The sequence below is a fragment of the Xanthomonas sp. BRIP62418 genome, from assembly GCF_003993495.1.
In the GTDB taxonomy this organism is placed as follows: domain Bacteria; phylum Pseudomonadota; class Gammaproteobacteria; order Xanthomonadales; family Xanthomonadaceae; genus Xanthomonas; species Xanthomonas euroxanthea.
Genome location: NZ_QEZG01000028.1, coordinates 141,085 through 157,459, shown reverse-complemented (window position 1 = coordinate 157,459; position 16,375 = coordinate 141,085). Strand labels below are relative to the sequence as shown.

The window sequence follows — 16,375 nt, the reverse complement described above, 5'->3', positions numbered from 1 at the left end:
ATTCGGTAGCTGCGCAGCGCGCGCCAAACTACCGGAAACCCGTAGGAGCGCACCTGGGCGCGACGTGGCGTTACCGGTAAGTCTCTCGCGCCCAGGTGCGCTCCTACAAAGGGCTGGGGTGCGCAGCCTGTCACTGCGCACCTGTATCGTGACTGGAAAACTGCCTAGCTGCGTAGCGTGTGACCAGGCGATGCGCCTTGCTGATTGCTACGGGGCGGGCTGGATCAGCCCTTGGCCTGGAAGCTGGCCTCTTCGTATGGCTGCACCACCACCCAGCCTTCGCCGGCAAAGCGCATCTGCAGGCTCTCGCCCGAGCCGCGGCCGAACAGCGTGCCGATCGACACGTCGGTCACCAGCTCCGGGCTCAGCGTGCCCGACCAGGCCACGGTGGCATTGGGGTCGGTGAACACCGGGCCGCTGGCGGCGGTGACCGGCAGGGTCAGCGGCTCGTAGTGCGAGGTGATCGCCACGATGCCGTGGCCGCTCAGGCGCACGTTGAACAGGCCGCCGGACAGCATGCCGGCCACCTTGCGCATCATCGTGATCTTGTGTTCGACACCGGATTCGAAGGCCAGCACGTCGTTGCCGTTGACGAAGATCGCCTCGCCATTCAAGCGCAGCAAGGTCACCAGCTTGCCGAGGTCGGCCAGATACACCCGGCCCTGGCCTTCGGCCTTCATCAGCTGCATGCCTTCGCCGCTGACGGCCTTCTTCAGCAGATTGCCCAGGCCCTGTTCCAGCAGTCCCTCGCGGGTGAACTTGACGTTGCCGGTACGCGCGACCATGGCGCCGGCCTTGGACCACACTATGCCGTCGAGGCGCACTTCCAGCAGGTGCGGGTTTTCCAGTTCGAACGGATCGGGGCTGACGTCCTTTTCCTTGGAATGGGCGAGAAATTCGTTGAGCGTGCGTACGGCCATGGGTCCATCCCGATGCGTGAAAGAGTGCGCATGATACGCGGCAGGCTGGTGTCTTCGAAGCGTACTGGTGTGCGAGTCGCTTTGCGTCTGCACAGATGGCGCGCTGATGTTGCGGCGCACATGGCGCGCAGTCAGCGCGTCGCGCGCGATGACAGCCACAAGCTGGCGACCATCCATCAGGATCTGTGCGTCATGGCGAGGAGGTGCTGTAGCTTTTTGCAGCGTCATGGATGCGGGTTGTCATCGACGCACTGCACGACGATGAAGAGATAACGCCGATACGCCACTGGTGCAGTGACACTGTGCGCGCCACGCTCCGGCGTATGCAATCTCGGCTGCGTTACACAGTTCGGCACGAAGGCACGTCGCAAATAAAACAACTGCTCGGCCTGCGCGGTGCTTCTGAGATCGGCGTCGGATTCGTGGCATTGCTGCCGGGCTAGATTGCTCCTGCAGAAAACGTCGTTACGTTGTTCAAGGAGTGGGGCGATGCGCGTTGTTGGTGGTAGTCGAGTGGAAGGGGGCTGGTCTGGAATGTCGCTGCGTGGTGGCGCGATCGCGTCGTTGTTGGCCCTGGCCGCTGCTGCCGCTGGCTTGCACAGCGCACCCGCGCACGCGGCCGTGGGGCCGGGTGTGGTGAGCGGCGACACCATCGTGCACGATCCGTCGGTGCTCAAGCTGAGCGACGGGCGGTACTACATCTATGCCACCACCGGCGTGGTCACCAGTACCGACCGGACCAAGTTCAGCAATGCGGGCGCGATCTTCAGCAGCATGCCGAGCTGGGTGCGCAGCTACAACCCGGACAACCAGCTGTGGGCGCCGGATGTGTCCTTCCATGGCGGCAAGTATCTGATGTATTACACCGCCTCAAGATTCGCCACCAATACCTCGGCGATTGCGCTTGCCAGCAGCAGCACCGGCAAGCCTGGCTCGTGGAAGGATCAAGGCATCGTCTATACCTCCAAGAGCAGCGACGACTACAACGCCATCGACGGCAATCTGGTGGTGGATGGCAATGGCAAGTGGTGGCTGGCGTTTGGCTCGTTCTGGTCGGGCATCAAGCTGATCCAGCTCGATCCCGGCACCGGCAAGCAGCTGTCCGGCAACACGACGCGCTACAGCCTGGCAAGCCGGCCGTCCCCGGGCGCGGTGGAGGCGCCTTTCATCCAGCAGGCCAATGGCTGGTACTACCTGTTCGTGTCGTTCGATGCGTGCTGCAAGGGCGCCAGCAGCACCTACAAGATTGCGGTGGGGCGCGCGCGCTCGGTGACCGGGCCGTATCTGGATCGCGCCGGGGTGGACATGCGCAACGGCGGCGGCACGGTGATCCAGTCCGGGTTGGGCAGCATGCATGGGCCGGGCGGGCAATCGGTGTTCCGCGATGGCGACGGCGACATCCTGGTCTACCACTACTACGACGACCGCGGCGATGCGCGCCTGGGTATCAACCGGCTTGGTTATGACGGCAGCGCATGGCCGGTGGTGCAGTAGCAGCAACCAATCGAACACGCTGCTGCGCTATGCAATGGCGCAGCGATCAGGCGATGCCTGATGCAGCGATCCGCCAGCGTTGCCGACTGCCAGAACCGCAAGGCCGCCGGCGGCTGCCGGGCAGTGCCCGGCAGCGCTGGTGCACATTCAGCGCGTGGCCGCTTCGGGCTTGCGCACGCGTTTGACAGGCGCCGGCTTGGTCGCCGTGTCCGGATACAGGTTCAACAGCATCAAGGTGACCCCGTTGGTCCAGCCGAAGCCGTCCTGCAGCGCGTATTCGCCACCGCCACCGCCGGCCGCATCGGCTTCCAGGCCGTATTTTTCGACCAGCTTGTGCTCGCGCGCGAACAGCGCCTGCACCTGGGTGAGGAAGCGCTCGCCGATGGTGCGCGCCAGCGCGTCTTCGCCATAACGGCGCAGGCCGTCCACCGCCACCCATTGCAGCGGCGCCCAGCCATTGGGCTCGTCCCATTGCTGGCCGGTCTTCACTGCGGTGGTGGCCAGGCCACCGGGGCGCAGCAGGCGCGCACGCACGGTGCTGGCGGTGCGTTTGGCATGCGCGTCGGTCGCCAGGCCGGTGAATAGCGGATACAGCGCCGCAGCGGTGACCTGGTCGCTGAGCTTGCGCGCCTGCCAGTCGTAATCGGCGTAGTAGCCGGCCGCGTTCCACAGATGCGCATCGATGGCCTGCTTGCGTTGCAGTGCCAGCGCCGCGTAGTCCTGCGTGCATTCGGCGCCGGGCTGCGCACAGGCCTGGGCCAGCGTGCGCTCCAGGTGATACAGCAGGCTGTTCAGGTCGATCGGCACGATCGCGGTGGTGCGGATGGTGCGCAGGTTCTGCCCATCGGCCAGCCAGCGGCTGGTGTAGTCCCAGCCGCTCTCGGCACCGGCGCGCAGGTCGCGGTAAACCTCGGCGGCCGGGCGGTCGCCGGCCTCGGCGGCGGTGCGGGTGTCGTGCAGCCAGGCTTCCGGGCGTGGGGTGTCGCGCTCGTCCCAGTAGCGGTTGAGCAGGCTGCCGTCGGCCAGGCGCACCACATGGCGCGCGGCCTGGCCGGGCTGCAGGCCGTCGCTGCCCTGCATCCAGTAGGCGTATTCCTTCTGCAGCTGCGGCAGGTAGCGCTGGTAGACCGCTTCGCCTTCCACGCCGGCTTGCAGTTCCACCATGTAGGAGAAGAACGGCGGCTGCGAACGGCTCAGGTAATAGCTGCGGTTGCCGTTGGGGATATGCCCGTAGGTGTCGATCAGGTAGGCGAAGTTGTCCAGCATCTGGCGGCTGAGCGCGGTCTGCCCGCTCTTCACCAGGCCGAGCATGGTGAAGTAGGAATCCCAGTAGTACACCTCGCGGAAACGCCCGCCCGGCACCACGTACGGATATGGCAGCGCCAGCAGGCTGCTGTACGGCGGCACGTGGGTCTGGCTGCGCACCAGCTTGGGCCACAGTTCGTCGATGTGTTCGCGCAGCGCGGTGTCCTGGCGGATCGCGTCGGTCTGCACCGGCGGCGACTCTTCGAAATTGGCATCCACGAACTTGCGCAGGTCAAAGCCGGGGTGATCGTGCTGCGCCAGATAGTCGGCGTTGATCAGCGCCGGGTCGCGCAGCGGCAGAAAGTCGACGAAGTGCTTCTGGTCGTCGAACAGTTCGCCGCGCTGCACCGCCTGGAACAGTTCCGGGTAGGCCAGGTCGGGTGTGGGCGGGGTGGCCGCCGGGGCGTTGACGACCGGAGTGTCCATCGGCGCGGCGGTCAGCGTGCAGGGCGCCACGAACATGCTCAGCGACAGGCCAAGCAGCGACGTGCAGCACGGGGGCGCGGCAGAACTCATGGCATCTCCAGAACGGGCAGTGACGTGCGGCATGGTAAACGACCGAAGTGGCGGGCGGGGCCGGACGAGGGGGTCGGCAGGCCGACAGACTTCGCACGGAGACGACAGGATTCAGCAAGGCGATCGGGCGCGGGACTGCAGGTGGTTGCGCCGGTTGCCTTGCCGATTCAGGCCTATCGGCCCGGATCGAGGCAGCTTGAGCCGCATCCAGGCCGCGTCGGATTGCCGACATTGCTGCAAGATGCGCGCCACAGCGTGCGGCGGGTGCGCAGCGGAGTGAGCGACGGGCGGGGCGGCGCTGCCCGTGCACGGCAGCCGGTGCACGTGGGCAATGGCGGGCGTCAGGCCGGCCGGGCGCGCCCGACGAATGGCGGCGGCGTGGACGCACCGGGCTGCACCGGCGGCAGGCCGGGCCACGCCAGGCCTGCCGTCTTCGTGTGGTCCAGGCGCACCTTAGTGTCCTTGCGTCAGCGTGGGCGCCGGCGATCGGTCTGCAGCAAACGTTGCAGCTGCAGCGCGTTGGGCACCGCCAGTCCGGCGGCAGTGTTGTCGAAGATCACCCAGCGTTCTGCCTGTGGATGCGCCGCGTCGTGCGCCGGGTTGCGCACCGCGTCGGCCAGTGCCTGCAGCGCACTGTCGTCGTAGCTGCTGTAGTAAATGCGTGGTGCGCCATGCCAGCGCCAGTACTGCGGGTGGGCTGTCGTCCCCGGTGTGGCGGCGTCCGGCACCGGTGCCGGGTCGGCGGCGCAGCGTGCGATGCGGTGGCGCGCCAGCAGCGCCTGTGCCTGCGGCAGGAACCAGCTGGCATGGCGCGGTTCGCAGACCACGCCGCCGTCCCAGCGCCGCCGCAGCATTGCGAAAAACCTGGCCGCCACTGCCGCATCGAAGACGGCGCTGGGCGGCAGTTGCAGCAGCAGGCAGCCCAGTCGCGTGCCCAGCGCGCCGGCCTGGGCGAGGAATGTATCCAGCAATGGGCCGGTGCCCTGCAGGCGTGCATCGTGGCTGATGCTGCGCGGCAGCTTGACTGAAAAGCGGAAATCCTCCGGCACGCTGTCGGCCCAGCGTGCATAGGTCCCGGCACGGTGCGGGCGATGGAACGAGGAGTTGATTTCCACCGCATCAAAACGTGTGGCATAGCGCTGCAAGACGCTGGTGCCATCGCCGAATGCGGCGCGGTCGGCGGCCGGAATCGACCAGCCCGCGCAGCCACAGCGCACGCGCGGCAGGGCGACGGATGCACGAGCTTGCATAGGGTGTGCGCAAGGCCAGTGGGCAGCACTCTATGCATGCGCGCGCGTCAGCGCCGCGTGTGCACCGCGCTCACGGGCGACTCACCGACGACTTCGATACTGGGCACATGCCAGAAGGCCCCTCCCTTGTCATCCTGCGCGAACAGACCGAGGCGTTTGTCGGTCGCAAGATCCTGCGCGTGTCCGGCAACAGCAAGCAGGACATCGCGCGGCTGGGGCAGCAGAAGGTGCTGGCGTTACGCAGCTGGGGCAAGCACTTCCTGATCGAGTGCGCGCAGTTCAGCGTGCGGATCCACTTCCTGTTGTTCGGCAGTTATCGCATCGACGAAGACAAGCCGAATGCGGTGCCGCGCCTGTGTCTGGAATTTTCCAAGGGCCAGCGCCTGAATTTCTACGCCTGCTCGGTGCAGTTCATCGAGCGCCCGCTGGATGAGGTCTACGACTGGACGGCCGATGTCATGAACCCGCACTGGGATGGCGCGCAGGCACGGCGCAAGTTGCGCGCCGCGCCCGGCATGCTCGCCGCCGATGCATTGCTGGACCAGGACATCTTTGCCGGCGTCGGCAACATCATCAAGAACGAAGTGCTGCATCGCATCCGTGTGCACCCGGAAAGCCCGGTGGGCGCGTTGCCGGCGCGCAAGCTTGGCGAGCTGGTCACCCAGGCGCGCGCGTACAGTTTCGATTTCTACACCTGGAAAAAAGCCTTCGTTTTGAAGAAGCATTACCAGGTGCATACCAAAACCAGCTGCCCGCGCGATGGCGCGCCGTTGCAGTATCGCAAGCACCTGGGCAAGGCCGGGCGGCGGGCATTCTTCTGCGAGGTCTGCCAACGACTCTACCGCTCGGAGGACGGCTGAGGCGGGTACGTCCTGCGCCCGGCGTGCGTGGTCGGTCGCGATGGGTGTGCGCCCGGTGCACGGCAGGAAGGATGCATACCGTTGGGGCAGTGGCTGAGGCCGTTGGCAGGCGCCGTAACGACCCGTCGTGCTTGCCAATGTGAATGGCGGCTGGCGTTTGCCGCCCAAACAACGAATTTCAAACGCGCGCTGGCGCCGCGCCCGCTAGATTTGCGCATCCTGCACCGGGTTCACGGTGCGCGCACGCATCCCCCATCTCATCGGTCTCCCGCATTGTGATTACCCGCAGGAAGGAAACGCTTGTCCCGCATGTCGCTGCTGTCGCATGCACGGGCGCCATCCTGTTCTTTCTTGCCTGTCTGTTGCTCTACATGCCGCCGCCGCGCGACCCGGTGCGACGCGACGACAGTTTGCAGGTGTATTTCGTGCCGCGTCCGCAATTGACGCTGCCGGCGCCGGTGACGCCGCCGCCGCAACGCGACCCCACACCGCGCGCTGCGCCGGCCGCGGCCTCATCCGCCCGCACTGCGCCACCACCGACACGCACCCCGCCGCCGCAGCGGCAGGTGGCGGCCGCCAATGCGCCGGCTGGCGAGTCGATGGCGGCCCAGCTCTACACCGGGCAAGGCCGCTTGCGCATGCCGCGTGACGCGCAGGTCGACCCGATGGCGCAGCCCGGTGCAGCGCCGCCGGGCATGACCGACGAACGCGCGCAGGCCAAGGCGCGCAACGTGATGGAACGGGTCAATCCGGTGCAGTACCAGGACACGCGCTTTGCCAAGGACTGGAAGAGCGACGGCACGCTGGGCGATGTGGCGATGCAGGAAATGAATCGCGGCATGAAGAAGTTCAACGACATGCTCAACGGGCCGCAGACGCAGGTGGCCAAGGCGCGGCCACCGCCGGATGTGCGCTTTAACCCCGCGTTGGCCGGCAACCAGGCCGAGATGGGCAGCGAAGCGACCGGTGACGCCTACAAGGCCGCGCCGATCGCGCACGAGACGCCGCCCGACCTCAAGGGCGAAGCCAGCCGCCGTATCCGCGAGGCGCTGGCAGCGCTGGAACAACGCAGCGCGCGCTGCGATGCGTCCAAGCGCAAATCCCTGTTGTCGCCGGTGCGTACGCATCTGGGCGACCTGGAACGCGCCGAGCACGCCTTGAGCAACGGCGCCGACCCGGTGATGGCCGCGCAGATGCTGCCGCGCCAGGCCGATAGCGCCTACGACCTGGCCCGCCGCGCGCTGTGGTATGCGGACCGCCAGTTGAAGCAGTGCGCGATCGGGTGAGTGGTTCGGTGAGCGCGTTTGCCTGCGCTGCGCTGTAGGTGGCTGACAGCACCTTTAGAACGCTGCTGACAAGACGACTGAATGTCAGGGCGTCGCGGTATCTGGGTGTAGTCAACAGCTCGGTAAGTCGCGTGCGCGGCGCCCTCACCGCTTGCGGGACACGCCGTGAACCCGTCCCTGGGGGGCTCGGTGGCGTCATCCATGCCGCCACACGGCTCTGCAACCGGCGAGGGCACCGCACCAGACAGTTGGTCGGCGCTCATCTGAAAAGCTGTCTGTCGTGCGGTGTGCATCAGACCTGAAGCCGATGCTTCGATGATCGAACAAGACGCATCCGGCACCGCTCCTCCATGCACACCGACCATCCCGACAGGTCCTTGCCCGCCTACCGTCGCGGGACCTTACGCGGCATGGATGCCGCGTAAGAGCCTACACGGACGTACTTGCGGCGTGTCCTGCGATGGTGGGCGGGCAAGGGCCCTGCAGCCAAACCGCAGCTCCGCGGCTCTGCACCCGACTCACCCACACCGCTCAATCACCTGGTCGCCGCGCGAAGTGGAAGTGGACGAGTGAGGAAGGTGGTGTGGTCGGAGACAGCCAGGAGCTATGAAAGCTTGCACGCCAAGCGCGCCGCACGAGCGCGTAGCAACCGCACCCTCATCCGGCGCTGCGCGCCACCTTCTCCCGGTGGGAGAAGGGAAGCGTCCCGACAGGAATTGAAGCAGTAAGGCAGTAATTGAAGAAGTAGGCAGTCTTCGTCAGATATCGCAACTAGACCCCCCCCGCCGGGGCGAGAAGGCACGGCTTTCGCGGCGAGGGCGCGTGTGCCTTGGAACGCCCGCGCCGCAAGCGCGGTTGGAGGCGCGCAGCGGAAGGTGTGAGGGCACGTCTATGAAACGGCGGATCAGCCGGCAGCCGGACTGTCGCCCGCGCTACATCAGGCGATGAGTCCGTCCTGCGCCAGGCTCTGGCGGTAACGGTCCTTTTCCGCGCTCAGCGCGACTTCCGCTCGCAAAAACACCTGGCCGATCGGCTCGTCGCCGCGGGTTGCCTGCGCCTGGCCGATCAGCACCGTCAGGCCGTGGGCATGCTGTTGGTGGGCGATATCGCGCAGGCGCTGCAGCTTCTGTTCGGCATCTGCGCCGCGCAGCACGGCGATGAATTCTGCACTGTCGGTCACCCGGTCCACGCTGTCGCCGTCGGCTTGTGCCTGCGCTGCCAGGGCCTGGTCGAGCTGTTGCAAGGCGCGGCCCAGCAGCCGCTCGCTTTGTTTTTCGGCCAGCGCGGCCAGTTCCTGCACTTCCAGGATCACCAGGTAATAGCCAGTGTCGGCGGCCGCCGCGATGGCAACCGGTGCCACCGGCTGCAGGATCGCTTCGCGCTCGAGCTGCAACTCGCGCTTGCGCTCGTCCAGCAGGCGCATGGTGACGCGTGCCAATGCCTGCAGCCCGGTGCGTTGCATGTCGGTGAGCGTGCGCGGCTCGGTGTCGAGCACGCAGACCGTACCCAAGGCAACGCCGTCGGAGGTGACCAGGGGCATGCCGGCATAGAAGCGCGCACCGGTCTCGCCGGTGACGACCGAGACGTGCGCAAAGCGGCTGTCCTGGGTGAGGTCGGGCACTTCCATCAGTTGCTCGGGGCTGCGGATGGCGTGATCGCACACCGCCTGGCTGCGGTCGGTCTGCTGCATGCCCAGGCCGAGCTGGGCCTTGAACCATTGGCGGTCGCGGTCGACCAACGACATCAGGGCGATCGGTGTGTCACACAGCGAGGCCGCCACCTGCACGATGTCTTGGTAGGTGTCCTCGGGCAGGCTGTCGACGATGCGATAGCCGTCCAGGACCTGTTGGCGAGAGGCTTCGTCAGCCGGGGGCATGTGCTTCATCGAATAAGCCGGGCAAGCGCGAACGAGAAAGATGCCACGATACCGGCGCTGCCGATAACGCGGCGTGGATATCGGCCACGCGCCCTGGCGTGACCTCACGGGCGGATCGGCATCCGCATCCATGTCGCACTGCGCAGGCGAGGAAGCAGGAACCGGCGGGCTGAAGCGCCGGGGGCCAGCCTGCCAGCCCGCGTGGGATGCCTGCGTCTTGCGCGCAGGAGCCGGGTACTGAGACGCACACACGCCATTGCGTACCGCGCACCTTGCCACGGCGCGGCTCGCAGGCCGCGCCGTCGGTGTGCGACTGACCAGCCTCAGCGCTTGACCGGCTTGCCGTCCACGTCCAGCACCTGCACCTCACCCAGCTTGAGCGCCCGCACCGGGGCCTCGATCTTCTTCAGGTCGCCCACGATCACCCAGGTCATCGCATTGGGGGCGATGATTTCCTTGATGGCGGCCTGCGCGGCCGGCTGGTCGATCGCTTCCAGGCGCGGCTTGAGCGTCTGCACGTAATCGTCGGGGCGGTCGAACTGCACGATGCCCTCGATCGCACCCAGCACCGCGCCGGTGGTTTCGAAGCTGCCGGGCAGGGCGCGGATGCGCTGGTTCTTGATCTTCTCGATCTCGTCGGAGGTCAGCGGCTTGTCGCCGATGACCGCGCTGGCTTCCTTGAGGATCTCGTTGGCCGACTCGGCGGTCTTGTCGGTCTGCACCGGCGCGGAGAACATGTACGGCCGCTGGCCCTGCGCATCCAGCATGCGGGTGCCGGCGCCGTAGGCCCAGCGCTTGTTCTCGCGCAGGTTCATGTTCAGGCGCGAGGTGAAGGTGCCGCCGAAGGCGCCGTTGGCCACGCCGATCGCCAGGTTGTCCGGCGCCTTGGTGGACGGTGCGAGCAGGCCGGCCAGGATCACCGACTGCGGCGCATCCGGCCGGTTGATCAGGTACACGCGCGGCTTGGGCTGCGCGGCGACGTTGACCAGGTTCTTCTTCGGCAGGGGCGTTGCCGGCGCCTTCCAGTCGCCGAAGGCGGCATCGAGCTGCGGGATGATCTGCGCCAGCGTGGTGTCGCCGGCCACCAGGATGCGCAGGTTGTCCGGACGCAGCCACTGGCGGTGGAAGGCCTGCAGGTCCTGGGCGTTGAGGCTCTTGATCGCCGCCTCGGTGCCGCTGCCGGTGAGCGGGATGCCGTAGGGGTGGTTCTGGCCGAACAGCAACGGCGGCAGCGCACGCAACGCCAGGCTGTTGGGCTGGGTCTTTTCCTGCGCAATGCCGGCCAGCCATTGGCCGCGGATGCGCTCGATGTCGGCAGCCTTGAAGGCCGGGTTGCGCACGATGTCGGCGAACAATTGCAGCGACGGCTGCAGCTGGTCGTTGAGCGCATCCAGCGAGGCGCTGCAGCTGTCCAGGTCGCAGCCGACCGCGGTGATCGCGCCCAGGCGCTGGCGACGCTGCGCCACTTCCACCGAATCCAGCGCCGCGGTGCTCTCGTTCATCAGCGCGGCGCTGAAGCTGGCGGTACCGAGCTTGTTGCCCTGGTCGGCCGCATAACCGGCATCGAACAGCAGCTCCACCTGGGTGACCGGGATGGTGTGGCGCTCGGCCAGGATCACCTCGATGCCGTTCTTCAACTTGCCGCGCTGCAATTGCGGGAAGCTCAGGTCGGGGAACTGGCTGGTCTGCGGCACGCCCTTGCTGCGGTCCAGCGTGGAGGCGGTGACGTTGTACTTGCCGGCGGCCGGCAGCTTGGGCGCCGGCTTGCCGGGTTCGGCGCCACGGGCGACCACCGCCTTGTCTTCGGCGGCGGGGTCGAAGCCCTTGCCGGCCGGCAGCACTGTGAGCAGGTAGTCGCCCTTGCCGAACCAGGTGGCGGCGGTCTGCTTGACGCTGTCCACGGTGGCGGCCTGGCCGCGCTGCAGATCCTGCTTGTAGGCGCCCGGGTCGCCGCGATAGACCTGGCCCTCGGCCAGGATCACCGCCTTGCCACCGAAGCCGCCGACCTTTTCCAGCCCGCGCACGAAGCCGGCGCGGTAGGCCACCTGCGCGCGCTGCAGTTCGTCGGCGGTCGGGCCCTGGGCGATGAACTTCCTGAGTTCCTCGTCGATGATCGCCTCCACCTTGGCCGGGTCCACGCCGTCCTTCACGTCGGCCTGGATCTGCACCTGGCTGGACAGCGCGAACGGCTGGATCGCCGCCGACACGTCATCGACCAGATTGTCCTGATAGACCAGGCGCTGATACAGCCGCGAGGTCTTGCCGCCGCCGAGCACGGTGGTGGCCAGATCCAGCTGGATCGCCGCATCGCTGCCCAGTTGCGGCGCCACCCAGGTGCGATAGATGCGCGGCTGCGAGACGTGGTCGTGCTGCACGCCACGCTTCTGCGCGGCCAGCGGGGTCACCCACGGCTGCTGGCGTGCCACCGGCTTGCCGGACGGAATGTCGCCGAAGTACTGCAGCGCCTTGGCGCGTGCCTGCGCCACGGTGATGTCGCCGGCCAGCACCAGGGTGGTGTTGGCGGCGCCATAGTTGTCGTTGAACCACTGTTTGACGTCGGCCAGCGAGGCCGCGTCCAGGTCTTCCATCGAGCCGATGGTGTCGTGCTGGTACGGATGGTTGGCCGGGAACAGGTTGGACAGGATGTTCTGGTCCACGCGGCCGTAGGGGCGGTTCTCGCCCTGGCGCTTCTCGTTCTGCACCACGCCGCGCTGGGTGTCGAGTTCTTCCTGGCCGATCGCGCCAAGCAGGTGGCCCATGCGGTCCGATTCCAGCCACAGCGCGGTGTCCAGCGCAGTGGTCGGCACGGTCTCGAAGTAGTTGGTGCGGTCGAACCAGGTGGTGCCGTTCATGTCGGTGGTGCCGACCTTTTCCAGCGGCGCAAAGAAGCTGCCCTTGTTGTTTTCCGAGCCGGAGAACATCAGGTGCTCGAACAGGTGCGCAAAGCCGGTCTTGCCGGCCGGCTCGTCACCGGAACCGATGTGGTACCAGATGCTCACCGCCACCACCGGCGCCTTGTGGTCTTCGTGCACCACCACGGTCAGGCCGTTGGGCAGGGTGAAGCGGGTGTAGCCGATCTCGGGGATGGCACTGCTGGCCGCAGGCTTGGACAGGCTGGCCGGGGCGGCCGCGACGGCGGGGGCAACGGGACCGGCAGCGGCGCCGAGCAGACCGGCGATCAACAGGGACAGCGGACGCAGCATGTGACACTCCAGGGGCAAGACAATCGGCCGAGGGTAGTGGCTGGCTGGCGGCGTCGCAAATGCTGTCCGGCAGGGGGGGCATGTGCGGGTGCCGGCAGGGCGGCAGGTGAGCGAGGCCGGCTCGGGCGTCGGCCAGGGCACGGCGGTCGGACCGGGCACTTACGGGCGTGCCGGAGCGGCCCCCGATCCCTCACCGGGCCTGACGGCAAGGCGGGTGCAGGTGGCCTGGGTCATTCGCTCCCCCGCCGGGTGCGGTCGATTGCGCAGGCACGGCAAGTGCACCGGGCCGAGCAGCGAAGCCTTGCGACATTCAGATGCCAGCGGATCGGCCGGCGGGCACGGCGACCGCGCGCTGACCAGCCATCAAGCAGGCCCGGCCGCACATGCTCAAGTTGCCCGTCGCTTCGCCGTTACCTGGGGCGACCTACCTTGCCCAGACCTGACCTGCCGACCACGCCATGACCGTCCTGTTGCCGCCCGTGCCCGTTCCCGCCGACGACGCCTTGCGCGTGGAGGCGGTACGTCGGTTGGGGGTGCTGGACACAGAGCCGGAGGCCGAGTTCGACGATATCGCCTGGCTGGCTGCACACATCACCGGCGCCCCGATGGCGCTGGTGTCGCTGCTGGACGCCGACCGCCAGTGGTTCAAGGCACGCTGCGGCACCGATCTGGAAGGCACCCCGCGCGCCATGTCGTTCTGTTCCTATACGGTGATGGGGACCGAGCTGCTGGAAGTGCCCGATGCCGTGGCCGATGCGCGTTTTGCGCGCAACCCGCTGGTCACCGCCGCGCCAGGGGTACGTTCGTATGTGGGCGTGCCGCTGATCGGTCGCGAAGGTTATGCCTACGGCACCCTGTGTACGCTCAGCACCCAGTCGCGCCTGCTCGACGAGAGCCAGAAGCAAGGCCTGATCCGTCTGGCGCGTCAGGCGGTCAGCCAACTGGAGGCGCGCCGCGACCGGCTGGCCGCGCAAGCGCAGCGGCAGACCCTGAGCCGCCTGCTGGAAGCCATGCCCGATGGCGTGGTGTCCTGCGACAGCGACGGGCTGCTGCATGAGTTCAACCACGCCGCGCGGCAATGGCACGGCACCGATCCGCGCCTGTTGCCGCCATCGCAATGGGCGCAGCACTTCGACCTCTACACTGCCGACGGCAGTGCGCTGCTGCCCACCGAGGCCATTCCGCTGGTACGCGCCTGGGCCGGCGAGCACGTGCGCAATGCCGAGATGGTGATCCGCTCCACCGGCCAGCCGGCACGCAGCGTGCTGTGCAATGCCGATCCGGTGGTCAGCGACCAGGGCGTTGCCCTGGGTGCGGTGTGCGTGATGCATGACATCACCCAACTGCGCGATGCCTCGGCTGCGTTGGCGGGCGAGCGCGCACGCCTGCAGTCGCTGGTGGACGCTTCGCAGGATGTGGCGATCATCGCGTTCGATCCGAACGGGCGCATCGAATTGTTCAATCCCGGTGCCGAGCGCCTGCTGGGCTACGCGGCGGACGAGGTGGTGGGCAGCTGCCCGGCGCAGTTCCATCTGCCGGCCGAGCTGGAGCGGCACATGGCCACGCTGGCGTTGTCGCCGCCGTCCTACCTCAAGCTGGCCGCCGCCGCCGCCGGCGATCAGCTGGAAGAAGAAATCTGGACCCTGGTGCGAAAAGACGGCGGACTGCGGCGCGTACGGCTGTGCTTCAACATCATCCACGACGCGCAGCAGGGGGTGTCCGGCTACCTGGCCATGGCCATCGACGTCACCGCCGAGCTGCAGGCGCAGGCCGCCGCGCAGCTGGCGGCGGAACACTTCAGGGGGGCGTTCGAAACCGCCCCGCAGGGCATGGCGATCGTCTCGCTGGACGGCGCCTGGCGCGACGTCAACCCGTCACTGTGCAGCATCCTGGGATATCCGCGCGAGCAGTTGTTGCGCACCACCTTCCAGACCATTACGCATCCGGACGACCTGGATGTGGACCTGCGCCTGGTGGAAGAGCTGATCGACGGCAAACGCGACAACTACAGCCTGGCCAAGCGCTACATCAGCCAGCAGGGCGCGCTGATCTGGGCGCAGCTGTCGGTGTCGCTGGTGCGCGACAGCAGCGGCGCGCCGGTGCATTTCGTCTCGCAGATCCAGGACGTCACCGAACGCCATGTCGCCGCCGAACGCCTGGCCGAAAGCGAAGCGCGGCTGCGTGCGATCAGCGATGCCACGCCCACCCTGGTGGGGCACTACGATGCCGCCCAGCGCTGCCTGTTCGCCAACCAGGCGCATCGCGACTGGCTCGGCGTGGAGCCGGCCAGCCTGGTCGGCTCCACGATCACCCAGGTGCTGGGCGAGGACCTCGGTGCGGACGCGCGCGCTGCGCTGGCGCAGGTGAGCACCGGGCAACGGGCCAGCTTCGAACACGTCCTGCGTGGCGGTGCGACACCGCGCGATGTGGAAATCACCCTGGTGCCGGAAGTGCAGGGCACGGCGACGCAGGCACAGGGATTCTTCCTGATGGCGCACGATGTCACTGCGCACAAGTCCCTGCACCGGCTGATGCACGAACGCGCCACCCGCGATGCCCTGACCGGCCTGCCGAATCGCCACGCCTGGTCCGAGGCGCTGCAGGTCGCGGTGACCCAGGCGCAACAGCAGCAGTGCGCGGTCGCGGTGATGTTCCTGGACCTGGACGGCTTCAAACGCATCAACGACGTCCATGGCCACCGTGCCGGCGACGCGGTGCTGGTCGCCTTCGGCCGCTGCCTGCAGCAGGCCGCAGGCAGCCGCTATCTGGTGGCACGCCTGGCCGGCGACGAGTTCGTGGTGTTGCTGGACGACCTGCAGGATCCGCAGACCGAATGCGCCGCAATGGCAGAACGGATTCGCACCGCGGCCGCAGCGGGCGCCGTGTTCGGGGAGCAGCATCTGCCGATCCACCCAAGCATCGGCGTCGCCTGGCAACGCGGCCAACACGCCGACGCTGCCAGCCTGATGCATGCGGCAGACGAAGCGATGTACGCCGCCAAACGCGCCCGCTGCGGCAACGCCACCACCCCACCGGACGCGACGCCTCGCGCTGACGCAACGCATCCAGCACCACTCCCTTCTCCCCCTGAGAGAAGGTGCCCGAAGAGCGGATGAGGGCACGGCCGACTCGCAAAGCTGCATCAACCACGAACACTCCCTTCTCCCTCCGGGAGACAGTGCCCGCAGGGCGGATGAGGGCACGGTCGACCCGCAAAGCTGCATCAACCACGAACACTCCCTTCTCCCTCCGGGAGACAGTGCCCGCAGGGCGGATGAGGGCACTGCCCACCCGCAAAGCTGCATCAACCACGAACACTCCCTTCTCCCTCTGGGAGAAGGTGCCCGAAGGGCGGATGAGGGCATGCCCTGCCCATAAAGTCGCGTCAGTCAGAAGTGCGCGTTGCACGGATCGATGTGGCGCTGGCAATGCAATCGCATCGATCGATGGTCACTGTCCGCGGCGTTGAAGCTCTAGATCCCTGTCGTGTTTAGAGGCGATAACCGTATGGAAGCGTCGATTGCACAGCGGCTGATCTGCGGCCTGGCTGCAGGTCCCTTGCCCGCCCACCATCGCGGGGACACGCTGCAAGTACGTCCCTGTCAGCTCCTAGGCGGCATCCATGCCGCGTAAGCTCCCGCGACCGTGGGCAGGCAAGGACCCGT

Annotated in this window: 9 protein-coding genes and 1 pseudogene; 5 read left to right on the top strand and 5 right to left on the bottom strand. The window is 67.3% G+C overall.

Annotated features, from left to right (window positions below; genetic code table 11):
* Window positions 1-224 precede the first annotated feature (224 nt).
* Window positions 225-920, bottom strand: coding sequence for an AIM24 family protein (locus EO174_RS05640; protein WP_126942931.1), 696 nt, complete (start codon window positions 918-920; stop codon window positions 225-227).
* Window positions 921-1,150: 230 nt separating this feature from the next.
* Here EO174_RS05640 and EO174_RS05635 point away from each other — a divergent pair, with 230 nt between their 5' ends.
* Entirely contained in the window at window positions 1,151-1,363 is a 213-nt protein-coding gene (locus EO174_RS05635; RefSeq protein ID WP_126942928.1) for a hypothetical protein, read from the top strand.
* Window positions 1,364-1,454: 91 nt separating this feature from the next.
* Window positions 1,455-2,414, top strand: a complete 960-nt coding sequence (locus EO174_RS05630) for an arabinan endo-1,5-alpha-L-arabinosidase (protein ID WP_126942925.1) — start codon at window positions 1,455-1,457, stop codon at window positions 2,412-2,414.
* A gap of 147 nt (window positions 2,415-2,561) precedes the next feature.
* On the opposite strand, the gene treA is transcribed toward EO174_RS05630, so the two are convergent.
* Both treA and EO174_RS05615 read right to left on the bottom strand, forming a co-directional pair.
* On the bottom strand, window positions 2,562-4,235 hold the full coding sequence (gene treA / locus EO174_RS05625; RefSeq protein WP_126942922.1) for an alpha,alpha-trehalase TreA: 1,674 nt from the start codon (window positions 4,233-4,235) through the stop codon (window positions 2,562-2,564).
* 467 nt (window positions 4,236-4,702) lie between these two features.
* A complete protein-coding gene (locus tag EO174_RS05615) occupies window positions 4,703-5,485 on the bottom strand; it encodes a DUF72 domain-containing protein (protein ID WP_126942919.1) in 783 nt (260 codons plus the stop codon).
* 107 nt (window positions 5,486-5,592) lie between these two features.
* On the opposite strand from EO174_RS05615, the gene EO174_RS05610 reads away from it, so the two are divergent.
* Together EO174_RS05610 and EO174_RS05605 are read left to right on the top strand one after the other, a co-directional pair.
* Complete coding sequence (locus EO174_RS05610) at window positions 5,593-6,345, top strand: DNA-formamidopyrimidine glycosylase family protein (RefSeq protein WP_104649252.1); 753 nt, start codon at window positions 5,593-5,595, stop codon at window positions 6,343-6,345.
* Between the two features lie 275 nt (window positions 6,346-6,620).
* Entirely contained in the window at window positions 6,621-7,631 is a 1,011-nt protein-coding gene (locus EO174_RS05605; RefSeq protein ID WP_164740097.1) for a hypothetical protein, read from the top strand.
* A 937-nt stretch (window positions 7,632-8,568) separates the two neighbouring features.
* Here EO174_RS05605 and EO174_RS05595 read toward each other — a convergent pair.
* Together EO174_RS05595 and EO174_RS05590 are read right to left on the bottom strand one after the other, a co-directional pair.
* The gene (locus EO174_RS05595; RefSeq protein WP_126942916.1) at window positions 8,569-9,516 is read right to left on the bottom strand and encodes a GAF domain-containing protein; all 948 of its coding nucleotides are present in this window, start codon (window positions 9,514-9,516) and stop codon (window positions 8,569-8,571) included.
* A 314-nt stretch (window positions 9,517-9,830) separates the two neighbouring features.
* A complete protein-coding gene (locus EO174_RS05590; RefSeq protein WP_126942913.1) occupies window positions 9,831-12,710 on the bottom strand; it encodes a pitrilysin family protein in 2,880 nt (959 codons plus the stop codon).
* 383 nt (window positions 12,711-13,093) lie between these two features.
* Between EO174_RS05590 and EO174_RS05585 the strand changes: the two are divergent.
* Window positions 13,094-15,826 (top strand): annotated as a pseudogene (locus EO174_RS05585) (PAS domain S-box protein).
* Window positions 15,827-16,375: the final 549 nt, after the last annotated feature.